Consider the following 16,945-nt stretch of genomic DNA (forward strand, 5'->3'; position numbering starts at 1 on the left):
CCCGACGAGATGAGCGAGCTCGAGCGGACGGCGATCCTCCCGGGACTCGACGAGCTGCTCGCCGAGCAGGGTTGTGTCGCTCTCCTGGTGCTGGCGCGTTCGGCGGCCGATCCGGACTTGGCGCGTTTCGCCCGTGGATCCCACCTCGGAAAGAGCTTCGTCCTCGTCCCCGCCGGCGGCGAGCCATGGCTGGGGACGTTCACGCCGATGGAGCGCGAAGAGGCCGCGCGAACCGGCCTCGCCCAGCTCACTCCCGAGCGACTCGAGATCGCGAGGTTCGCGGTCGAGCGGCCCGATCCGGGGCAGCTCCTTGCTGCTGTCGTCGAGCGGGCCTTCGCCGAAACCGGCCTGGAGCCGGGACGGATCGCGCTCGCCGGCCATCCGGCCGTCGGCGAGGCGGTGGAGGCGCTCCAGTTGCTCGCAGCGAAGGGATGGAGCTTCGCGGCTGGCAATCCGCTGTTGCGCCGGATTCGCCAGCGCAAGCTCGACTGGGAGGTCGCGGAGGCTCGCCGCGCCACGGCGGGCACCTGCGCGGCGATGCGTCATGTGGCGGCGATGCTCGTCGGCTCGGTGCCGCGGGTCGGAGAGCTCTGGTTCCAAGGTGAGCGACTGACGATCGCGCGATTGAAGCAGGCGATCGCTGTCGAGCTCGCGCGTCACGGCCTCGAGCAGCCGGAAGGGAATCTCGTCGCTCCCGGGGAAGAGGGCGCCGTGCCCCACAACACCGGGACGCCGAGCCGGGTGCTCCGCCCGGGCGAGACGCTGATCGTCGACCTCTTCCCGAAGAGCCTGTTGTTTGCCGACTGCACACGCACCTTCTGCGTCGGCGGTGCTCCGCCGGCGGTGGCGGAGGGCTTCGTCGCGGTGCGCGAAGCGCTGGCTCTGGCCCATCGCCAGGCGAGGCCCGGGCAGCGCGGGTGGGACCTGCAGCAGGCGGTTTGCGATCACTTCTCCGCGCGGGGCTATCCCACGCCGATCTCGACGCCGGGGACGCTGCGAGGCTACGTGCACGGCCTCGGACACGGTGTCGGCTTCGAGCTCCACGAGTACCCGGCGATGAGCAAGCAGGCCGGGCCGGAAGGCGTGCTGGCCGAGGGCGACCTGCTCACTCTCGAACCGGGCCTGTACGAGCCGGGAGAACCGGATTCGGAGTACGGCTGGGCGATCCGTCTGGAAGATCACGTACGGATCGGTGCGGAGGCCAACGAAAATCTCACGCCCCTTCCCTACGACCTCGACCCGCGGGCGTGGGTCGGCTAGGCGGGGCAGCAGCTCCACGGAGGATTCCATCCATGCGTCCAGCGATGCTCGTCGTCGCCTCGGCGGCTCTTGCCGTCGCCCTCGTCGTCACCCCGCCCCTGCGTGCGCAGGCGGAAGAGACGCATGCGGGCAATGTCGAGTCGCCCCAGGCGGCACGTGCCGCTCTCGCGAGCTTCGACAAGGCCGTCAAGGCGTTCAACGGCAAGGACTACGAGAAGGCACGCAAAGAGCTGGGGATCTGCCTGAGTCACCAGCCGAACAACAGCGATGCGCACCTGCTCCTCGCCAAGACGCTCTACGCCGTCAAGGACTACGCCGCGGCGCTCACCGAAGTCGAGCTTGCCAAGTCGACCTTCGATGCCGGGCAGGCTCAGGCCCAGGTGCGGGAGGAGAGTCGGCGCACCGAGCTGCAGCGTCGTCGCCGAGCGCAGGACGAGCAGATCCGGGAGATCAACATGTCGCTGTCGCGGCCGGTCTCGGACGAGGAGCGCCGCCTGCTCATGGCGTCGCTGTCCCAGGCCGAGCAGGCCCGCGACGAGCTCGACCGGCAGATCTTCCAGCCGCCGACGATCCCGGGCGGCGTCCCTGCCGAGTACCACTTCTTCCACGGCAACGTCCTGCTGCGGCTGCAGCGGGTCGACGACGCCGTGGCGCAGTATCGCGAGGCGCTCAAGGTCAAGCCGAACTACCCGGACGCGGCGAACAACCTCGCCGCCCTCTACTTCGCCGCCAAGGTGCCGAAGCTGGCGCTCGAGGTGATCGAGCAGGCCGAAGCGCAGGGCGTCAAGGTCAACCCGGAGCTCAAGAAGGCGGTTCTCGAGGCCGTCAAGCCCTGACGCCGGTGGCGGAGCGACCGAGCGGTCGTTCCGCCCTTCGATTCGCGCCAGAGGATGGCGTCGACGGCCTCTACCGCCCGTCCCCCCAGAGCTTCTCCCACCAGCGCGACTCTCGGCCCGGCGGGCTGTCGAGCTTCATCTTGCGGCGGATGGTAGCGATCTCCCATCCGGTCAGGTTCGCCAGCGTCTGCGCCTCCTGGTCGAGACGGAGGGAGAGGTCGGCGAGGTAGCGGCGACCCTCGTCGCAGTCGGGCTTCCCGGTCCACGGGTGGCGAAGGATGAAGCGGCCCTGGAAGTTGGTCCGGTCTCCGGTCTCCTGGAAGACCAGATCCTCGGGGAAGTGCTCGTTGTCGTAGCGCACGTGGAGCCGCGAGACGAAGACGTCGACAGCGCGTGTCGGCCGCTGCGCCGGAGCCAGGAAGCGAGGCCCGGGTTCGGCCGGTGCGTCGAGCCAGAAGACCCCGAGGTCGCGAAGCTCCTTCGGGCTGAGGGGGTCGGCGGCGCAGGGATCGCACCAACCCATGTCCCAGGCGTATTCGAGGAACACGGCGCGGCGCTCCTCTCGGTCCACCGCGCGGTCGAACATCGCCTTGTAAAAGGCGGCGAACTCGTCCTTGACGAAGAGCGGCACCTCGGCGTCGCTCGGCAGGCGGACGGTCCGGTAGTTGGTGGTCTCGACGCGGCCCTTGCGCGACAGGGCGTAGACGAAGAGCTCCTGCGGGCCATCGGCGTTGGCCATGCCGAGACGGATCGGCAGCATGAAGCGCGGCGACTCGTAGGCGATCTGCAGCGGACGCAGGTAGGTGAATCCGAGCTTGGCCTGTTCGGCGAGATTCACCTTGGCGACGAAGAAACGCAGGTTCTGTTTGATGTAACTCCCGAGCACCCGCGAGGCCCCGGCCGGCACGCGGTAGCCGTTCTCGGTGAGCCAGGTCTCGAGCCCCGAGCTCTCGCGGGCGGAGAGAATCAGGATGTCGTATTCGCCGACCGTGTAGGTGGCCTCGACGGTCACCCCGAGCGCGCGGGCCCGAGCCTGCCCCCCAGTGGCTCCGGCGGCGGCCGGCGCGGGCACGGCCATGTCGTAGACCATCCGGCGGCAGGGATCGTCGTCGAAGTACTCGACCAGCCGTGGTGCGGTGTAGGCGTCGAGGTGGTCGATCACCGCCTTGTCGCCGACGTGGATCTGGCCGCGTTCGAGGAAGGTCGGCACCGGCACGACGAGGGCGAACTCCTTCGGCTCCCCGCGGAAGTCGTTGGCCATCGTGAGCACGGTGCGGTCGCCGTCTCTCACCAGCACGACCTGGGAGGCATGGTTGAACAGCTGGGTGTCGGCCCGGGCGACGTAGAAGCCGCAGAAAGCAGCGACCGGCACCGGCGTGGCGGCGAGGAGGGCGAGTGCCACGGCGGCCGTGGCCAGGCGGGGGGGCGGGAAGGCTCGTGGCATGGCAAGTCTCCTGGATGGACGCTCAGGCGAGGGTCGGCGGACAGGGCAGCGTGACGGTCTTCGACTCGGGTCGGTTCGCCGATTCGGCCCACTCGAATCGACCTCCGGGCAGCAGCCGGTCGATGACCGGCACCAGGGGCGAGAGCGCGGCGAGCGACCAGAGCAGCGGGTTGGTGCGGAAGAGCTTGAACTGCACCACGTAGGCCCCGGCGGCGACCAGCGCCGCGAAGAGCACCCGGCCAGCGCGCGAATCCGGCGTGGTACGCGGGTCGGAGATCATGAAGAAGGCGAAGAGCACCAGAGCGCCATCCTGAAGCCGATGAAGCGGAATGGCGAGCGGTTCGCCGAGCCAGAGCGAGCGGCCGGCGAGCAGCGCGCTCCAGGAGACGAGAAAAGCCGCAGTGATCTCGGCGCGGGCAGCGCGGTAGATGACGAAGGCACCGGCGGACGCCAGGGCGAAGGCGAAGACCGTCAGGTGTCCCCACTGGCCGGGGGAGACCCACGCTCCGGCAAGGCCCATGGCGGCGACGAGCGCGATGTTCGATGGATTGAAGACGTGCTTGCCGCGGACGCGAATCAGGAACTTCGTCGCCATGGCGAAGGCCGCGGTCCCCGCGGCGATCCACGGCGAGCCCGTCCGCAGCAGCAGGCAGAGCGAGAGAGAGGCGATCAGAGCGCTGCGCGGCTCGAACGCGCGGTGTGCCACGAGGCGGTCGCCGAGGTACTGAGACCCCAGGCCGCCAGCGAGCGTGGCGACGATCTGCGCGCCGCCGACCGGGAACTTCAGCACCGCGAGCCCGAAGGCCAGCAGGGAGCCGAGGACGAGGGTCTGGTAGGTCCGCGCGTCGGCGGGCATCCAACGGAAGAGGGCGGGGAAGCGAACGGCCGGCTGGCGTGCAGGAGGCATGGTCGAGGTCTCGTCTCCCCGATTCGACGTTCGCGGCCGCGTCGGCGCAACTCGCCACGCGTTGCCTTGGCGTGGAGGTTGCGCTACCTTCCTCGCAGCGCTCCGTCACCGCCCGCGGGGCCAGGACAAGGGGAGAGCGGATGGAATCCTACGAGAAACTCGGGGTCTTCTACCTGGGACGGACGCGCGACGCGGCGACCCGCCAGACGACGGCCACGCCGTTGCTCTACGATGCGCGCGACCTGACGACCCACGCGGTCTGCGTCGGAATGACCGGCAGCGGCAAGACCGGCCTCTGTCTCGGATTGCTCGAAGAGGCCGCGATCGACGGCATTCCGGCGATCATCGTCGACCCGAAGGGTGATCTCGGGAACCTCCTCCTGACTTTCCCGGACTTGCGGGCGGAGGACTTCCAGCCCTGGGTCGACCCCGACGATGCGGCCCGCAAGGGTCTCACCCCCGAGGCCCTGGCCGCCGAGACGGCGGCGAAGTGGCGGCAGGGGCTGGCGAGTTGGGATCAGGATGGGGATCGGATCCGGCGGCTAAGGGAGGCGGCGGAGTTCGCCATCTACACCCCGGGCAGCGACGCGGGTCGCCCGGTCTCGGTGCTGGCCTCCTTCGCGGCACCGCCGGCCGAGGTCCTGGCCGACGGAGACCTCTACCGGGACCGGATCGCCACGGCCGCCACGAGCCTGCTCGGCCTCGTGGGGATCTCCGCCGATCCGCTGCGCTCGCGCGAGCACATCCTGCTCTCGACGCTTTTCGACACGGCATGGCGGGCCGGACGCGACATCGACATCGCAGGGCTCATCCGCGACGTGCAGAAGCCGCCGATCGCGCAGGTCGGCGTGCTCGATCTGGAGACGTTCTACCCGGCCGGCGAGCGCTTCCAGCTCGCCCTGGCGCTCAACAACGTCATCGCCGCGCCGAGCTTCTCCTCCTGGCTTCAGGGCGACCCGCTGGCGATCGACCGATTGCTCTATACCGACGCGGGCAAGCCGCGGCATGCCATCTTCTCGATCGCGCATCTCTCCGATGCCGAGCGGATGTTCTTCGTCTCGCTGCTGCTCAACCAGACCCTCGGGTGGATGCGCACCCGCCCGGGCTCGACGAGCCTGCGCGCGCTCTTCTACATGGACGAGATCTTCGGTTTCCTGCCGCCGGTCGCCGCACCGCCGTCGAAGAAGCCGATGCTCACCCTGCTCAAGCAGGCGCGTGCCTTCGGACTCGGCGTCGTGCTGGCGACGCAGAACCCGGTCGATCTCGACTACAAGGCGCTGGCCAACATCGGCACCTGGTTCCTCGGCAGGCTGCAGACCGACCAGGATCGCTCACGAGTGCTCGAAGGGCTCTTCGGCGGGCAGGCGGCCGAGCCCGGCTCGCCGCGGTCGGTCGTCGAGCAGGGTCTCTCGCAAGTCGGCAGCCGCGTCTTCCTCATGCACAACGTGCACGACGAGGCGCCGACCCTGTTCGAGAGCCGCTGGGTGATGTCGTACCTCGCCGGACCGATGTCGCGCGAGCAGATCAAGCGGATCGAAGGAGCCCGGGCTCAGCAGGCAGCGACGGCCTCGCCGACCCAGACCGGCGCGGTGGTGGGCGACCGCACGCCGGCGGCCGGGCAGGCGACGACGCGGCGTGCTTCCGCACGGCCCGTCGTCCCGGCAGATGTGCCGGAGGTCTTCCTGGCCGCGCGGTCGGCGGTCGACGAGATCACCTACCTCCCCTACCTGCTCGGTCAGGTCCGGGTGAGCTTCCGCCACGTCAAGCTCGCCGACGCGGTGCGCCGCGAGTCGACCCTCCTCGCCGAGCTCCCCGACGGTGCCGCCGCGGTCGACTGGCTGAACGCCGAACGGCTGGGGGATGGCATGCCCGATCTGCTGCCCGCGCCGCGGGACGGTGCGACCTTCGGCGACGTCCCGGTGGGTGCCCTCAAGGCGGCGTCGCTCAAACGCTGGGCGACGACCCTCCAGGACACCTTGGCCCGCGAGGAGCGCCTCGACCTCTGGTTGCACAAGCCGAGCGGGACCTTGTCGAGCCCGGGCGAGAGCGAGCGCGACTTCCGCATCCGCCTCCTCGACGCCTTGCGTTCCGAGCGCGACCGTCAGGTCGATGCCCTGCGACGGAAGATGGCGCCGAAGGCGAGCGCGCTCGCCGAGCGGATCGCCCGGGCGCAGCAGGCGGTCGAGCGAGAGGCGGCGCAGGCCTCGAGCCAGAAGATGCAAGCGGCGATCTCGGTCGGGGCGACCCTCTTGTCGGGCCTCTTCGGTCGCAAGGCGCTCTCCTCCTCGACGCTCAGCAAGGCCTCGAGCGCGGCGCGCGGATTCAGTCGCTCGCAGAAGGAGTCGCAGGACGTCGAGAACGCTCGCGAGAACCTGGCTCGGCTCGAGCAGCAGCGGGCGGAGCTCGAGGCGGAGGTGAGCGCGGAGGTCGCTGCCATCGGACAGGCGAACGACCTCTCGGCCGTCACCCTGGAGACGGTGGCGGTTCGCGCGAAGAAGGCGGACGTCGAGATCCTGCGGGTCGCGCTGGCTTGGGCGCCGAGCTCCCCGGGACCGGCCGGGGCTCCGGCGCCGGCTTGGCGCTGAGTCGGAGGGCGGTCGCGCGATGAGCCGCTCGCGGAACCGGCTGCTCGGCCTGCTGGTCGGGTTGCCGGTCCTTCTCGTCCTCCTGGCCTGGCTCTACAGCGCCGGAATGGAGCGGCTGGAGGGGAAGCCGCGCGGCTTCTGGCAAAGCCTCGAGTGGGCGGCCGAGACCCTTTCGACCACGGGATTCGGCGCCGACGCGACCTGGAACCACCCGGCGATGGTTCTGCTCGTCGTCGCCGTTCAGTTCGTCGGCGTGTTCCTCGTCTTCCTCGTCGTGCCGATCTACCTCATTCCCTTTCTCGAGGAGCGCTTCCAGAGGCGCGCTCCGCGTGAGACGCCCGAGCTTGGCGGGCACCTCGTTCTCTATCGCCATGGCTCGGCGGTCGAAACGCTGGTCGAGCAGGTCAACCGCGTCGGCTTGCCGCTGGTCATCGCGGAAGAGGACGAGGACGCGGCGCGCCGTCTCGCCGAGTCGGGGCAACGCGTGGTCTGGGGAAAGATGGCGGAGAACGTCCTGCAGCGTGCCCACCTCGACCGGGCCCGGGCGTTGATCGTCAACGGCAGCGATCACGACAACGTCGTCGCGATCCTCGCCGCACGCCAGTCGGGGTTCACCGGCGACATCCTCGCCCTGGTGGAGGAGCCGGCCCATCGCCGTCCCATGGCGCTCTCGGGGGCGACGCACGTCTTCACCCCCCGCCATGTGCTCGGCGCCGCCCTGGCCGCGCGGGCGAGCGACAAGATCAGCCCGACCGTGGCAGGCCTCGAGTCGATCGGCCCGCAGCTTCGCGTGCGCGAATTGCGCGTCGAACGCGGCAGCGCGCTCGACGGTCGCACGCTCGGCGAGGCGCGTGTCGGCTCCCAGACGGGAGCCGTGCTGGTCGGCCGCTGGTGCGGTGGACGGCTCGAGTCCCCGCTCGGCGCGGAGAGCCGCCTTGCCGCCGGCGAGGTGGTGGTGGCCGCCGGGTCGGAGGGGGGGCTGGATCGGCTGGCCCTGCTGCTTTGTCCGGGTTCCTCGCGCTCGCACAGTGGACCGATCGTCGTCGCCGGGTGCGGCGAAGTGGGAAGGACCGTGGTCGACCTCCTGCGAAGCGTCGGTGAGGAGGTCCTGGTGGTCGATCGGGTGGCGCGACCGGGCGTCGACCGGGTGGGCGACTTTCTCGACGGCGCGGTGCTCGAGGCCTGTCGGCTCGATCAGGCGCGATCGGTCGTCCTGGCGCTCGACAGCGACGCCTCGACGCTCTTCGTCACCGTCCTGGTGCGCGACAAGACCCCGGATGCGACGATCATCGCGCGGGTCAATCAGGTCGACAACATCGAGCGCATCCACCTTGCCGGAGCCGATTTTGCCCTCTCGGTCTCGCAGGTCTCGGGGCGCATCCTGGCGCACCGACTGCTCGGTAGCGACGCCGTGGAGATCGAACCTCGTCTGCAGGTGGCCGGCGTGGTCTCGTCGCTGCTCGACGGCCGGACGCCGCGCGAGGCGGGTACCCGGGCGCGGACCGGCTGTTCGATCGTCGGCGTGGAACGGAGCGGCGAGTTGACGGTCGAGGTCGGACGGGAGTTTCGCTTCGCACCCGGCGACCGCGTCTACTTCTGTGGCAATCGCGAGGCGATCCGCCGGTTGCAGACCATGCTGCCTCAAGGCTCCTGAGGCACGGCGCGTCCCGCCGACGGGCCGTCGCCGGGACGACTGCCTCCTCTTGCCGGTGGCGGGGCCGCCCTACCGTTCGATCCAGTAGTTCGGCGATTCCTTGGTGATGATCACGTCGTGGGCGTGGCTTTCCTTCAAGCCGGCCGCGGTGACCTGGACGAAGCGCGCCTTGGTGCGCAGCTCGTCGATCGTCGCCGCACCGGCGAGCCCCATTCCGGAACGCAATCCGCCGGTGAGCTGCGGCAGCATCTGGTGGACGCTCCCCTTGTGCGGCACCATCCCCTCGATCCCCTCGGGGACGAGCTTCGAGAGCGCCGCGCCGCCGTCCTGGAAGTAGCGGTCGGCGCTGCCGCGAGTCATCGCGGAGAGGGAGCCCATGCCGCGATAGGCCTTGTAGGTGCGACCCTGGTAGAGGATCGTCTCGCCCGGGCTCTCCTCGGTGCCGGCGAAGAGCGAGCCGATCATCACGGCGTGAGCGCCGGCCGCGATCGCCTTGCTGATGTCGCCCGAGAACTTGATGCCGCCGTCGGCGACCACGGCGACGCCGCGCTCCGCCGCCGCCGCGACACAGTCGCGAATGGCGGTGATCTGCGGCACCCCGGCGCCCGTGACGATCCGGGTGGTGCAGATCGAGCCGGGTCCGATGCCCACCTTGATTACGTCCACCCCGCGTTCGGCCAGGTCCCTGGCACCTTCGGCCGTCGCGACGTTGCCGACCATCAGGGCGACTTCGGGGAAGCGCTGGCGCAGCTTCTCGGTCGCGTCGAGAACACCGCGGCTGTGGGCGTGCGAGGAATCGAGCACAAGGAGGTCGACCTTCGCGGCAACGAGCGCGGCGGCGCGATCGAGGAAGTCGCCCGCGGCTCCGACCGCGCCCCCGACCCGCAGGCGGCCGAGCCGGTCCTTGCAGGCGTTGGGGTACTCGATCATTTTCTGGATGTCCTTGACCGTGATCAGGCCCTTCAGGTTCCCGTCCCGGTCGACCACCAGGAGCTTCTCGATCTTGTGGCGGTGGAGAAGCTCCTTGGCCTCCTCGAGCGTCGTCCCTTCCGGCACGGTGACGAGCTCCTCGCGGGTCATCAACTCGCCGATCGTCTTGTCGGGGTCGGCTTCGAACCGCAGGTCGCGATTGGTGAGGATGCCCACGAGATGGCCGTTCGAGTCGGTCACCGGTACCCCGGAGATCTTGTACTGCGCCATCATCGACAGCGCTTCGCGGATCTTCTGCTCCGGTCGCATGGTGATGGGATCGACGATCATCCCGGCCTCGCTGCGCTTGACCTTGTCGACCTCCTGCGCCTGCAGGTCGATCGGCAGGTTCTTGTGCACCACGCCGAGCCCGCCCTCCTGGGCGAGAGCGATCGCCAACCGCGACTCGGTGACGGTGTCCATCGCCGCCGAGATCACCGGGATGTTCAGCACGATGTCGCGCCCCAGGCGGGTGGCGAGATCGACCGACGCCGGGTGGACCTCGGACAGCCCGGGAACGATCAGCACGTCGTCGAAGGTGAGGGCGAGACGGGGCTCGAGGCGCGACTCGGACATTCGGGGGCTCACTTCCGGCCGGCGGGAAGGGGTGGGGCGTTCGCCGGTTCCCCGGAACGATATCAAAGCGAGTGAAGGGGAGAGCTTTCACTTGCTAGGATGAGCCGGCACACGCAACCGAGGAGGAATCGTCATGAGGATCTCGATCCGAGCTCTCGTCGTCTTCGCCGGCCTCGTCCTGGCGAGCCTCGTGCCCGCCGCGCGGGCGGAGCAACCTCCGGCGGGCACTGCCGCGACCCCACCGCCGATGAGCGCCGAGCAACAGGCGGCGATGCAGGCCTACGTCAAGGCGATGACCCCAGGGCCGGAGCACGAGTGGCTGGCCTCCGGTGCCGGGCACTGGACGTTCAAGGGCAAGTTCTGGGACGGCTCCGGAGCGCCGCCGACCGAGTCGACGGGGACGGCGGAGCGGTCGATGCTGCTCGGTGGCCGCGTGGCGATGGAAAAGGTGGTGAGCGAGGTGATGGGAATGCCCTTCGAAGGGATGGGCCTGACCGGCTACGACAACGTCACCGGACGATACTGGTCGACCTGGAACGACAACATGTCGACCGGGGTGATGACGTCGACCGGGAGCTGCGACCGGGCGGCGAAGCTCTGCCGCTTCGAAGGGAGCTACTCGGATCCGATGAGCGGCAAGGTCAAGTCGAACCGGATGGAGCTGCAGCAGATCTCGCCGGACGAGGAGGTCGCACGCAGCTACGAGATCGGTCCGGACGGCAAGGAGCACCTGACGATGGAGCTCACCTACAGTCGCAAGCGCTGAGGTCGGATCGATCTCAGTCGATCAGCGTTTCCATCAGGTCGATCAGGAACTCGGCCTCGTCGGGGGTCATCTCCTTCCATCCCTCGACGAGGCCGAGCTCGTCGAGGACGCCCCGACCCTTGTCGCTCTCCGCCATGCCGAGCAGGGCCGCGAGGATGTCGCCGCGCCGCTCCGCGAGTCGCGGCCCGGCGAGGAGGGCGTGCCGGACGACGTAGATGTGGCTGGTGCCGATGACCCGCAGGTTCGCGCGCGTGAGCTCGGAGAGCTCGTCGAAGCTGCGACGCAGGAAGAACCCGACATCGGCGGTCCCGCCGAGGAGCTCCTTGGCGACCACGACGTAGCTCGGCCGTTGGCGCACCGTGATCGTGTTGCGCTCGAGCCCTGACGGCTCGAGGAGGATGCGGCCGATGAATTCGACGTCCGGGGCGTCGGTGCAGACGACGCGCGGCGGGGTGCGCAGATCCTTGACCGAGTGGATCTCGCTGTCGGCGCGGACGACGACGGCGGCCTCGTCGGCCCGGGCGACCGGGGCGGCGATCGGCGTGAAACCGAGCTCGCGGACCGCGACGGCGAGGTCGAACGGGTTGGCGTAGAGCAGATCGAGGCGGTCGCCGCGCAGGCTGGAGCGCAGCTCGGCGAAGTCCGCGGGGATGCCGAGGTGGACGTTCGCGCCGATCTGGCGCTGCAGCCAGGTGTTGAAGAGAAACCACTGGCCGATCCGGTCGGCGGCGAAGTCAGGGCTGACGGCGAACTGGAAGGCCATGGATCACCTCGCGCCGGCGCTGCGGCGCTCCTCCTCGAGCAACTGCCGATAGAGCGTTCCGCATTCCTCGACCTTGTTGCGCGGCGGTTCGCGTCGCACCGAGGTGTAGCCGGTGAGCCGGCCCTCGCGGATGTTGGCCACCACCGTGGCATAGACCCAGTAGAACCCGCCGTTCTTTCGCAGGTTCTTCACGTAGCCGTGCCATTTCTTCCCTTCGGCGAGCGTGTCCCAGAGCCCCTTGAAAGCGATGGCGGGCATGTCCGGGTGTCGCAGGATGTAGTGGGGCGCCCCCATCAGCTCTTCGCGCGAGTAGCCCGACATGAGAATGAACGCCTCGTTGCACATGGTGATGATCCCCGCCGGATCGGTCTGCGAGACGATCAGCTCGCCGGCGGGGAAGGGCGTCTCGACCTCGGTGACGAAGACGCGACGCCTGGTGCCGTCGTAGTAGGTCAGGAGATGCTCGCAGGCGGGTCCGCCAGCATCCTCGGGGGTCATGTCGCGCAGCATCCGCCTCTCCTTGCCGGGCACCGGAGGTCGATCAGAGTGCGTCGGCGATCCGCGCCGCCGCTCGCTTGGCGTCGAGGAAGATGAGGCCGAGCTTGGCGTTTTCCTGGGCGACGACCACCAGGACGGCGTCGGTTCCGGCCTGGCAGAGCAGCACGTAACCGCGCTCGCCCTTGACCATGACCTGGTCGAGCTTGCCGCGGCGCAGCTCCGTCGCCGTGCGATTCCCGAGCGACAGCATCGCCGCGGTCATCGCTCCGACGCGGTCTTCGTCGATCCCTTCGGAGAGGGCCGACGCGATGGCCAGGCCATCGACCGAGATGATGGCCGAGGCCTCGACCTCGGCGGAGGAGCTGTTGAGGTTGCGCAGGATCTCGCTCAGCCGTTCCGATCTCATTTTCCCCTCCTGGCACCGCGCCGGGCGCGGCTCGGTTCACATCTCGTGCGACAGCACGCCCTGGATCTGTTCGATGGATAGCTCCACCTCGCTGCGCTCGTCGATCGCCTGGGGGCAGATCACGAGGAGGTGGTACGGGAGGTTTTCGAACCGGAAGGTCCGGAGAACGATCTTGTCGACGTAGTTGATGTCGACCGACAGGTTGTTGGCTTCGGGGCGCTGCAAGAGGTCGGCCGCCTGTTCGAGCGAGCCGCCGAGCACCGAGCCGAGGGCCGCCATCACGTCGAGCTCCACCGGGCTGTTGAAGTCGGCGACCGGCAGCCCGCCGCGGTCGGCGACCACGGCTCCGGAGAAGCCGCCGCGTTTGCACATGTTGCGGAGGATGTCGCCCATCTGGTCGCTGCGATAGACACCGTTGGCGGGGCGGCTCGGTCGCTCGCGAGGAGGTGTCGGATTGCGGAGTGCGGCCGTCTCGCGGAGGGGGGGAGGCTGTCGGATCGACCCTCGGTCCGCGGGCTCGAGCGGAGGGGCGGTGGGAACGGGGGCCGGCCTGGTCGCTGGAGGGAGGGGAGCCTGGGCGGCGGTACGGCCGACCCGCAGCTTGCCCGCGCGCGCCAGCGAGGCGAAGAGGGCCGCGGAACGGGAGAGCTCAGAAGAGGCCGGGTTCGTCATCGGCGGAGGCCTCCCGAGTGGCCGCGAGCTCTCGTTCGCGCAGCTCGGCGGCGAGGTCCATGTAAAGGCGCGCGAAGGTCTCGCCGCCCGGCAGGAGGGCCAGGGGCAGGCTCCGCAGGCTCGCCTGCTCGAACATGTCGTCGGCCGGGATCTGGGTGCGGAAGGCGACGCCCTCCGGCAGCACGCCGCCGAGTTGCTCGAGAACCTGAGCCTCGGCCAGGCTGCCCTCGTTGATCATCGAGACGAGGACCCCTTCGATTTGCAGGCGAGGGTTGCTCGCCTGGGCGACGTCCTCGACCAATGCCAGGAACGGTGGCAGCGATTTGACCGCCAGGGTCCGAGGATTGACCACCAACAGGACGCCGTCGCTCGCGGCGAGCAGCGCCCGGACGACGCCACCGACTCCGGCCGGCGCATCGACGAGAACGACCTGGAAGCCGCGCGAGAGCGCTTCGATCGCGCGTCCGAGCGTGCCATCCCAGGCCGCGCGTTCGAACGGCTGCATGTCGGCCGCGGTGAGCTGTCCGAGGCCGATCATCGAGAAGACGCCGTCACGGGTACTGACGCGAATCTCGTCGGCGCCTGCCTGCCGCTTGAGGAAGTCGACGAGGCCGAGCTCGGTCCGTCGACGCAGGTTGGTGGCGAGGGCGAGACCGCTCTGCGGGTCGAGGTCGAAGAGCAGGACGCTCGCGCCGAGACGACCCAAGGAGTAGGCGAGGTTGAGCGCCGTCGTCGTCTTGCCGACGCCCCCCTTCTGACTGGCCACGGTCAGGATGCGGCGCAAGGTCATCCTCCTCGCGGCTCGCTGGCCGCCGTGAGCTCATCGTCCTGCACTGCCGCCAGAATCCGGGCGGCCGACTCGGTCAGGGTTCCGTCACTCGCGAGCAAGAGCCTCCGCGGCGTCGTCGGGCCTCGAAGCGTGAAGCGCGCGTCGGCATGCCGGTTCACGGCCCCGGCCGCCGGCGTCGAGCGAGTCAACAGTACGTCCAGGCCGCCGATTGCCGCAAGAACCGCGGCGACCTCGTCGATCTCCACGACGGCGTCGAGCAAGATCGATTCGATCGGCTGTGGTGGGCCCTCGAGCTCGCTGTCGACCCGGTCGAAGTCGGTCTCGAATCGCCCGGCCTCGAGCAGGCAGAGGCGAGTGAGGGCGTCCCGACCCGTGGTCCCGCCGAAACGGGCACCGAGGAACATGCCGCGACGCAGGGCGATCGTCGCGGTGAACGGGCGGTCCTCGGTGGGGTCGTCGCCGATCGCGGTCCGGGCCGCGTCACCGGTCTCGAGAGGGAGCCGGACCGTTGCCGTCTTGCCAGCCAGCCCGAGGGTTTGCAGGAGCGTCGGTAGCGGCACGTCGGCCAGATCGCCCCCGAGGCAGCCAGCGAGTCGCCGGAACCGCGCGCTCCGTCGCAGCGCGGCCCGCACGCGGGCGATCAGCTCGGCTCGGTTGAACGGCTTGACGACGAAGTCGTCGGCGCCGAGCTCGAGGCCCTTCACTTTGAGGTTCGGCCGATCGAGGCTGGAGACGAAGATGACCGGGATCTCCTCGAAACGCAGGTGGGCACGCAGCTCGGCGAGGAGTTGAAATCCGTCCTTCCCCGGCATCTGGATGTCGAGCAGGATCAGGTCCGGCGGGCGCGGCTCGAGGCGGGCGAGGGCCGTCATCGACGAGCCGCAGGTCACGACCTCGAAGCCCGAGAGCTCCAGGTACTCGCCGAGGAGGCTCAGGGCGTCGGGGTCGTCGTCGATGACGGCGACGCGATAGCGCGCCATCAGGTCACCGCCCAACCCCTGAGGGGGATGCGAGGTCGGGGAAGATCTCCAGGACCGCCGGCAACAGCGGCTGGAATCCTGAGACTCCGCACGCTCGGAGGGTCGCCGGGTCCTCCGGCGCCGCGTCGACGGCGATCTCGAGCGGTGGCTCGATCAGATCGCCGAGTTTCTGAATGCGGAGATCGATCCCGCAGCGGGGTGCACGAGCATCGGCGAGAAACAGATTGGGCAGCTCGTGGTCGACGAGACGCAGGAGATCGTTCTCGCTTGCGGCGACGAAGCAGGGGATGCCGTGGTTGCGCAGACGCCGCGAGATCTCGGGCCAGATGCGCTCGGCCGGATCGAAGACGGCGGCTGCCCAGAGGCGGTCGCGCAAGGCGCCCCAGTTCGACGGGAAGGAGATCTCCATTCGACAGCCGCCCTGCGGCGAGCGATCGGCCCGGATCGTGCCGCCATGCAACGCGAGAATCGTCCGGGAGATCGCGAGACCCCAGCCGATCGCCGACGGATCGCGCCGCGGGGCGCCGTCGTCGGACAGCTGGCGGTAGGCCTCGAAGACCCGCTCGCGCTCCGCCTCCGGGATGCCCGGGCCCTCGTCGTCGAAGCGGATGCGGTACCGTCCGTCGTCTCCAACCGCCAGCTCGATGTGGATCCGCCCGCCTTCGGGGGAGTGGCGGACGGCGTTCGACAGGAGATTCGCCACGACCTCCTCGATGCGCAGCTCGTCGACGAACGCCGGACGACTCGGACCGGATTCGGTAAGCTCGAGCGTGATCCCCTTGCGGGAGGCCCAGGCGGCCTGGAGGTCGACGGAGGTGCGCAGCAGGGTGTGGATCGACACGCGTCCGATCTGCAACCGCAGCCGGCCCCCTTCGGCCTGACGCAGATCGAGCAGGCTCCGGACGAGCGTGTCGAGCCGCATGGCGGCGCCGCGAGCGCTCGTCAGGTGGGCGCTGAGTCGTCCGCGATGTCCCGCCTCCGCCCTCTCGATCGCGAGGTCGAGATGGCCGATGATTCCTTGTAGCGGCGCTTTGAGGTCGTGAACGACGCTGGTGAGCTGTTCGTCCTTCATGCGGCTCTGGCGCTCGAGCTCCTGGGTGCCGCGCAGCAGCCGGTCCTGGACTTCACGGTAGGAGGTCAGGTCGCGGGCGATGCCGAGGTAGCCGATGATCGGTTCGTCAGGCCCCCGGTAGGCGGTGATCGTCTGCCAGACGCTCACCAATTCGCCGTTCTTCTTGCGGTTGGCGAGCTCGCCGCTCCAGGTGCCGAGATCGCGCCGCGTCAGGTCCTGCCAGAGCTCCTGGAAGAAGTTCCGGGAGTGCAGTCGGGAGTTGATCAGGCGAGGGTTGCCGCCGAGGATCTCGCCGGGCTCGTAGCCGTAGATCCTCCGCCAGCGAGGGCTGGCACCGAGCAGCGTTCCCGAGACGTCGGTGAAGACCACGGCGTCCCGGCTGCGGGCCAGCGTCGAGTAGACGAGGGCGAGCTCTGCCAGCCGCCGGTTCGGCCCTTGCGCGGGACTGGTCATCACGAAGAGACTGGGGCCGGAGCGCAACAGGACGATGTCCCATTCGCGGCCGGCACCATCGGTCCACCGATGGGCCGCGGCCTCTTCGTCAGACTGTGTCGCGGTCAGGTCGGCAAGCGGGAGCTCTTCGGGCGTCGGGTGGGCGAGCGGGCCGGCGTCGGCGCGAGAGGCGAGCCACCGCTCCGCAGCCGAGCGGAGAATCCCCCGAAATGGCCAGTCGCGCCGGACAACTCGCCAGCCGATCGCTCGCATCGCCCCCCCTCCCCCGCGGCGATTATGCCTGCGTCCCCGCCCGGAGAAACAGTCCGATGGGG

Annotated in this window: 15 protein-coding genes; 5 read left to right on the forward strand and 10 right to left on the reverse strand. The window is 69.5% G+C overall.

Annotated features, from left to right (window positions below; all coding sequences use genetic code 11):
• Positions 1-9: 9 nt before the first annotated feature.
• Positions 10-1,260, forward strand: coding sequence for an aminopeptidase P family protein (locus IPJ17_13860; protein ID QQR72587.1), 1,251 nt, complete (start codon positions 10-12; stop codon positions 1,258-1,260).
• Positions 1,261-1,292: 32 nt separating this feature from the next.
• Entirely contained in the window at positions 1,293-2,096 is an 804-nt protein-coding gene (locus tag IPJ17_13865) for a tetratricopeptide repeat protein (GenBank protein ID QQR72588.1), read from the forward strand.
• Positions 2,097-2,166: 70 nt separating this feature from the next.
• Here IPJ17_13865 and IPJ17_13870 read toward each other — a convergent pair whose 3' ends face one another.
• Positions 2,167-3,540 (reverse strand): DUF2330 domain-containing protein, encoded by a 1,374-nt coding sequence (locus tag IPJ17_13870; protein ID QQR72589.1) that lies wholly within the window; start codon positions 3,538-3,540, stop codon positions 2,167-2,169.
• A gap of 22 nt (positions 3,541-3,562) precedes the next feature.
• Complete coding sequence (locus IPJ17_13875; protein QQR72590.1) at positions 3,563-4,447, reverse strand: RnfABCDGE type electron transport complex subunit D; 885 nt, start codon at positions 4,445-4,447, stop codon at positions 3,563-3,565.
• Positions 4,448-4,587: 140 nt separating this feature from the next.
• On the opposite strand from IPJ17_13875, the gene IPJ17_13880 reads away from it, so the two are divergent.
• Together IPJ17_13880 and IPJ17_13885 are read left to right on the forward strand one after the other, a co-directional pair.
• The gene (locus tag IPJ17_13880) at positions 4,588-7,032 is read left to right on the forward strand and encodes an ATP-binding protein (protein ID QQR72591.1); all 2,445 of its coding nucleotides are present in this window, start codon (positions 4,588-4,590) and stop codon (positions 7,030-7,032) included.
• Between the two features lie 19 nt (positions 7,033-7,051).
• A complete protein-coding gene (locus IPJ17_13885; protein QQR72592.1) occupies positions 7,052-8,686 on the forward strand; it encodes an NAD-binding protein in 1,635 nt (544 codons plus the stop codon).
• Between the two features lie 69 nt (positions 8,687-8,755).
• Here the strand turns inward: IPJ17_13885 and guaB are convergent, their stop codons facing one another.
• The gene (gene guaB, locus IPJ17_13890; GenBank protein ID QQR72593.1) at positions 8,756-10,231 is read right to left on the reverse strand and encodes an IMP dehydrogenase; all 1,476 of its coding nucleotides are present in this window, start codon (positions 10,229-10,231) and stop codon (positions 8,756-8,758) included.
• Positions 10,232-10,364: 133 nt separating this feature from the next.
• On the opposite strand from guaB, the gene IPJ17_13895 reads away from it, so the two are divergent.
• Positions 10,365-10,997 carry a DUF1579 domain-containing protein gene (locus tag IPJ17_13895; GenBank protein ID QQR72594.1) on the forward strand — a complete coding sequence of 211 codons (633 nt, stop codon included), beginning with the start codon at positions 10,365-10,367 and terminating at the stop codon, positions 10,995-10,997.
• 13 nt (positions 10,998-11,010) lie between these two features.
• On the opposite strand, the gene IPJ17_13900 is transcribed toward IPJ17_13895, so the two are convergent.
• The 7 genes from IPJ17_13900 to IPJ17_13930 all read right to left on the reverse strand — a co-directional run bounded on the left by IPJ17_13900 (position 11,011) and on the right by IPJ17_13930 (position 16,883).
• Positions 11,011-11,760, reverse strand: coding sequence for a PhnD/SsuA/transferrin family substrate-binding protein (locus IPJ17_13900; GenBank protein QQR72595.1), 750 nt, complete (start codon positions 11,758-11,760; stop codon positions 11,011-11,013).
• A 3-nt stretch (positions 11,761-11,763) separates the two neighbouring features.
• On the reverse strand, positions 11,764-12,270 hold the full coding sequence (locus tag IPJ17_13905; protein QQR72596.1) for a PAS domain-containing protein: 507 nt from the start codon (positions 12,268-12,270) through the stop codon (positions 11,764-11,766).
• A gap of 31 nt (positions 12,271-12,301) precedes the next feature.
• The gene (locus IPJ17_13910; protein ID QQR72597.1) at positions 12,302-12,664 is read right to left on the reverse strand and encodes a roadblock/LC7 domain-containing protein; all 363 of its coding nucleotides are present in this window, start codon (positions 12,662-12,664) and stop codon (positions 12,302-12,304) included.
• A 36-nt stretch (positions 12,665-12,700) separates the two neighbouring features.
• A complete protein-coding gene (locus IPJ17_13915) occupies positions 12,701-13,057 on the reverse strand; it encodes a hypothetical protein (protein QQR72598.1) in 357 nt (118 codons plus the stop codon).
• Positions 13,058-13,313: 256 nt separating this feature from the next.
• Complete coding sequence (locus IPJ17_13920; protein QQR72599.1) at positions 13,314-14,120, reverse strand: ParA family protein; 807 nt, start codon at positions 14,118-14,120, stop codon at positions 13,314-13,316.
• A 2-nt stretch (positions 14,121-14,122) separates the two neighbouring features.
• On the reverse strand, positions 14,123-15,106 hold the full coding sequence (locus tag IPJ17_13925; protein ID QQR72600.1) for a response regulator: 984 nt from the start codon (positions 15,104-15,106) through the stop codon (positions 14,123-14,125).
• Between the two features lie 4 nt (positions 15,107-15,110).
• A complete protein-coding gene (locus IPJ17_13930; GenBank protein QQR72601.1) occupies positions 15,111-16,883 on the reverse strand; it encodes a PAS domain-containing sensor histidine kinase in 1,773 nt (590 codons plus the stop codon).
• Between the last annotated feature and the right edge of the window lie 62 nt (positions 16,884-16,945).

It is taken from the genome of Holophagales bacterium (assembly GCA_016699405.1).
Lineage (GTDB): Bacteria > Acidobacteriota > Thermoanaerobaculia > Multivoradales > JAGPDF01 > JAAYLR01.